The 4,532-nt window shown below is 67.3% G+C and carries 5 protein-coding genes; 3 read left to right on the top strand and 2 right to left on the bottom strand.

What is annotated here, in order from left to right; translation table 11 throughout:
* Positions 1–133: 133 nt before the first annotated feature.
* Together serB and ACFVWR_RS18850 are read right to left on the bottom strand one after the other, a co-directional pair.
* Positions 134–811 carry a phosphoserine phosphatase SerB gene (gene serB, locus ACFVWR_RS18855; RefSeq protein ID WP_387215898.1) on the bottom strand — a complete coding sequence of 226 codons (678 nt, stop codon included), beginning with the start codon at positions 809–811 and terminating at the stop codon, positions 134–136.
* A complete protein-coding gene (locus ACFVWR_RS18850; protein ID WP_387215895.1) occupies positions 808–2,049 on the bottom strand; it encodes a glucose-1-phosphate adenylyltransferase in 1,242 nt (413 codons plus the stop codon). Before ACFVWR_RS18850 ends, serB begins: the two co-directional genes overlap by 4 nt.
* Before the next feature lie 46 nt (positions 2,050–2,095).
* On the opposite strand from ACFVWR_RS18850, the gene glgA reads away from it, so the two are divergent.
* The 3 genes from glgA (at position 2,096) to ACFVWR_RS18835 (ending at position 4,472) form a co-directional block, all read left to right on the top strand.
* Complete coding sequence (glgA, locus tag ACFVWR_RS18845) at positions 2,096–3,280, top strand: glycogen synthase (protein ID WP_387215892.1); 1,185 nt, start codon at positions 2,096–2,098, stop codon at positions 3,278–3,280.
* A gap of 22 nt (positions 3,281–3,302) precedes the next feature.
* On the top strand, positions 3,303–4,100 hold the full coding sequence (locus tag ACFVWR_RS18840) for an ABC transporter ATP-binding protein (RefSeq protein WP_387215889.1): 798 nt from the start codon (positions 3,303–3,305) through the stop codon (positions 4,098–4,100).
* Between the two features lie 120 nt (positions 4,101–4,220).
* Positions 4,221–4,472 carry a type B 50S ribosomal protein L31 gene (locus ACFVWR_RS18835; RefSeq protein ID WP_387215886.1) on the top strand — a complete coding sequence of 84 codons (252 nt, stop codon included), beginning with the start codon at positions 4,221–4,223 and terminating at the stop codon, positions 4,470–4,472.
* The last annotated feature ends 60 nt before the right edge of the window (positions 4,473–4,532 follow it).

Here is a 4,532-nt window from a genome sequence, read left to right as displayed (position 1 = left end):
GCGGTCGAGCGTGCCCGCGGTACCGGCCACATTCGACCGCACCGGCCACACTCGGCGCGAACGGTCAAGCTTGGCGGGAGCGGTCCAGCTCGGGGGAGCGGGCACTTTCGACGCCGGGCTGGCTGCCGAGGCGTCAGCCGCGGAGGCCGAGGAGGGGGAGTACCTGGCTGAGGTCTTGGCGGTCGATGACGACGTCGGCCTCGGCGCGCACGCGGGGTTTGGCGTTGAAGGCGACAGCGAGGCCGGCGGTGGCCATCATCTCGAGGTCGTTCGCGCCGTCGCCGATCGCGACGGTGTGCGCTAGCGGGATTCCGGCATCCGCAGCCCACTCGGTGAGCGCGGATGCTTTGGCCGTCGCGTCGACGACCTCGCCGAGAAGACCCCCGGTCAGAACGCCATCGGCCACCTCCAGCCGGTTGGCACGCCAGTGGTCGAGCCCCAGGCGGTGGCCCAGGGGGTCGAGGGTCTCGTGGAACCCTCCGGAGACCACACCGACCAGGCCGCCGGCGGCGTGGACGCCCGCGATGAGCTCGGGCACCCCGTCGGTGACACGGATGCGTTCGCCGACGCGCGAGAACACCGACACCGGCAGCCCGGCGAGGGTCCGCACCCGGGAACGCAGGCTCTGCTCGAAGTCGAGCTCGCCGCGCATCGCGCGTTCGGTGATCTCCGCCACCTCGGTGCGGGCGCCCGCCTCCTCGGCGAGCAGTTCGATGACCTCGTCATGGATGAGGGTCGAGTCCGCGTCGAGAACGGCGAGGAACCGCTGGGATGTTCGATTGTGGGGCAGTCGCGGGGAAGAGCCGGTCATGGAACGACGTGCACTCCCTTGCCGACGACGGTCAGTCCGGAGTCGGTGACGGTGAACCCTCGTGCGCGGTCCCGATCGTGGTCGAGGCCGATGCTGGCGCCTTCGGCGACGATGACGTCTTTGTCGAGGATGGCACGGCCGACGAACGCGTTCGGCTCGATGATGGCACGCTCGAACACGACCGAGTCGACCACCTTGGCCCCGGAATCGACCTTCGCCCACGGCCCCAGAACACTGCGCTCCAGGTGGGCTCCCGAGATCACCGAGCCGAGCGAGACGATCGAGTCGATGGTGGTGCCGAGGGATCCGCGGTCGTCGCGCACGATCTTCGCCGGCGGCGAGTTGAGCTGCGAGCTGAAGATCGACCACTGGTTGTTGTAGAGATTGAACACCGGCAGCGGCGCGATGAGGTCTTGGTGGGCCTCGAAGAACGAGTCGATCGTTCCCACGTCGCGCCAGTAGTACCTGTCCCGATCGGTCGAGCCGGGAACGTCGTTGCGGTTGAAGTCGTAGACGCCCGCCTCGCCGCGGTTGACGAAGTCGGGGATGATGTCGCCGCCCATGTCGTGGTTGGAGTCGGGGCGGTCGCCGTCGCGGATGACCGCGTCGATGAGCGCATCCGCGTCGAACACGTAGTTGCCCATCGAGGCGAGGACCTCGTGGGGGGAGTCGGGGAGACCGAGCGGATCGGCCGGCTTCTCGCGGAAGGCGCCGATGCGATCCGGATGCGCGGCGTCGACCTCGATCACGCCGAACTGGTCGGCGAGACCGATGGGCTGACGGATGGCCGCGACCGTCGCGGGAGCACCCGACGCGATGTGCGCCTCGATCATCTGGCCGAAGTCCATGCGGTAGACGTGGTCCGCTCCGACGACGACCACGATGTCGGGCTTCTCGTCGCGCAACAGGTTGAGGCTCTGCAGGATGGCGTCGGCCGACCCGCTGAACCACCGCTTGCCGAGCCGCTGCTGAGCGGGCACGGAGGCTATGTAGGAGTTGAGCATCCCGTCGAGTCGCCAGGTCTGCGAGACGTGACGGTCGAGGCTGTGCGACTTGTACTGCGTGAGCACGACGATCTGGCGAAGCTGCGAATTGATCAGATTGGACAGCGCGAAGTCGATGAGGCGGTACTGACCCCCGAACGGCACCGCTGGTTTCGCCCGATCGGCCGTGAGGGGCATCAGGCGTTTACCTTCGCCACCCGCGAGAACAATGCCGAAGATCTTCTTGCCTGCCATGCCACCACAGTAGAGGCAACAGGGGTGGTGTACTAGCGTTCAGGTCATGCGCGTTGATCTTTTGACCCGGGAGTATCCGCCCAACATCTACGGCGGCGCCGGTGTTCACGTGGTCGAGCTGGTGCGAGCGTTGCGCACCGACACCGAAGTGCTCGTGCGAGCATTCGGCACCCCCGTTGACGAGCCCGACACGTTCGGGTACGCGGTCCCCTCGGAACTCGCTGACGCCAATCCGGCGATCACCACACTGGGGGTGGATCTGCAGATGGCGCAGGATGTCGCGGGCGCAGATCTCGTGCACTCGCACACCTGGTACGCGAACGGGGCAGGTCACGTGGCGAAGCTGCTGCACGGCATCCCGCACGTCGTCACGGCGCACAGCCTGGAGCCGTTGCGCCCGTGGAAAGCCGAACAGCTCGGCGGCGGCTACCGCGTGTCGAGCTGGATCGAGAAGACCGCCTTCGAGGGCGCGGATCGTGTGATCGCGGTCAGCGAGGGGATGCGGCGCGACATCCTCGCGTCGTATCCGGCACTGGACCCCGACAAGGTCACGGTCGTCTACAACGGCATCGACCTCGACCGCTGGAAGCCTCTCCACGACCCGGACGGCGCCAGGGCGCTGGGCATCGATCCCCACCGGCCGGCCGTCGTCTTCGTCGGCAGGATCACGCGTCAGAAGGGCCTCCCGTACCTGCTGCGGGCGGCGCGGCTGCTTCCCGCCGACGTTCAGGTCATCCTCTGCGCCGGCGCGCCGGACACCCCCGAGATCATGGCGGAGGTGACCCGCGGCGTCGAGGCGTTGCAGGCCGAGCGCGACGGCGTCGTCTGGATCGACCGCCTGCTGTCGCAGGAGGAGTTGCGCACCGCGCTCACCGCATCCACGGTCTTCGTCTGCCCCTCGATCTACGAGCCGCTCGGCATCGTGAACCTCGAGGCCATGGCGTGCGGCCTGCCCGTGGTGGGAACGGCGACGGGCGGCATCCCGGAGGTCATCGTCGACGGCGTCACGGGCAAGCTGGTGCCCATCGATCAGGCCACGGACGGAACGGGGACACCCACCGACCCGGATGCGTTCGTGACCGATCTCGCAGCCGCTCTGACCGAGGTCGTCCGTGACCCGGAACGCGCCGCGCGCATGGGCGAGGCCGGTCGCCAGCGTGCCGAGACGGAGTTCAGCTGGACCTCCATCGCGGAGCAGACACGGGCGATCTACCGGTCACTCGTCGGCTGACGACGCCGGTAGGCTAGAGGTCATGCCCAGCGTTCTCAAGCTTGAAGATGTGTCGGTCGTTCGTGACGGGAATACCATTCTCGACTCGGTGAACTGGACGGTCGAGCCGGACGAACGATGGGTCGTGCTCGGCCCGAACGGCGCCGGCAAGACGACGCTGCTGCAGATCGTCGCCGCTGCGATGCATCCCACCTCCGGTGAGGCTTCCGTGCTGGGTGAGCCGATCGGCCACAGCGATCTGTCGGAGCTGAAGCCGCGGCTCGGCTTCGCTTCGAGTGCGCTCGCCCGGCGCATCCCGCGCAACGAGACGGTGCTCGACGTCGTGATGACGGCGGCATACGCGATCACCGGCCGCTGGAACGAGGAGTACGAGGAGATCGACGAGCGCCGCGCGCGTCGTGTGCTCTCCGAGTGGAAGCTGGAGCACCTGGCCGAGCGGATGTTCGGCAGCCTCAGCGATGGCGAGCAGAAGCGCGTGCAGATCGCGCGTGCCGTCATGACCGACCCCGAGATCCTGCTTCTCGACGAGCCGGCCGCGAGCCTCGACCTCGGCGGACGCGAAGAGCTGCTGCAGCTGCTCGGCGGCTACGCCAGCGACCCGCGCTCTCCCGCGATCGTGATGGTCACGCACCACGTCGAGGAGATCCCGTTGGGGTTCCACAACGCCCTGCTGCTGACCGACGGCGGTGTCACCGCTCAGGGAAAGCTGGACGACGTGATCACGTCCGAACGACTCAGCGACACGTTCGGCATCGGCATCGAGCTGAGCGAATCGGCCGGCCGCTACACGGCCCGGGCGAGTCAAGCCATCGCAGACTGAACAATCTGCTAAACTCGGTAGCTGGCCGTGGCGCTGTCTCTGCGTCGTGCCGACATGCTTCCCGTCCCGGTTCACCGCCTGGGGCACGACCAACCAACTATACGCAACAAGGAAGTCCTGATGAAGACTGACATCCACCCCGAATACGCTCCGGTGGTTTTCCGCGACCTGGCGTCGGGTGCGACGTTCCTGACCCGCTCCACCGTGTCGAGTGACAAGACGATCGAGTGGGAAGACGGCAACACCTACCCGGTGATCGACGTCGAGATCTCCTCGGAGTCGCACCCGTTCTACACGGGCAAGCAGCGCATCATGGACTCGGCCGGCCGCGTCGAGAAGTTCAACTCGCGCTACAAGAACTTCGGCAAGTAAGCCGGGCGCAGCGAAGGCTGCCGCAACGAAGAGGGGCCCCGCCACACCTGTCTCTTATAC

It is taken from the genome of Leifsonia sp. NPDC058292 (genome assembly GCF_042880955.1).
Taxonomy (GTDB): domain Bacteria; phylum Actinomycetota; class Actinomycetes; order Actinomycetales; family Microbacteriaceae; genus Leifsonia.
This window is presented reverse-complemented; position numbering and strand designations above follow the sequence as displayed.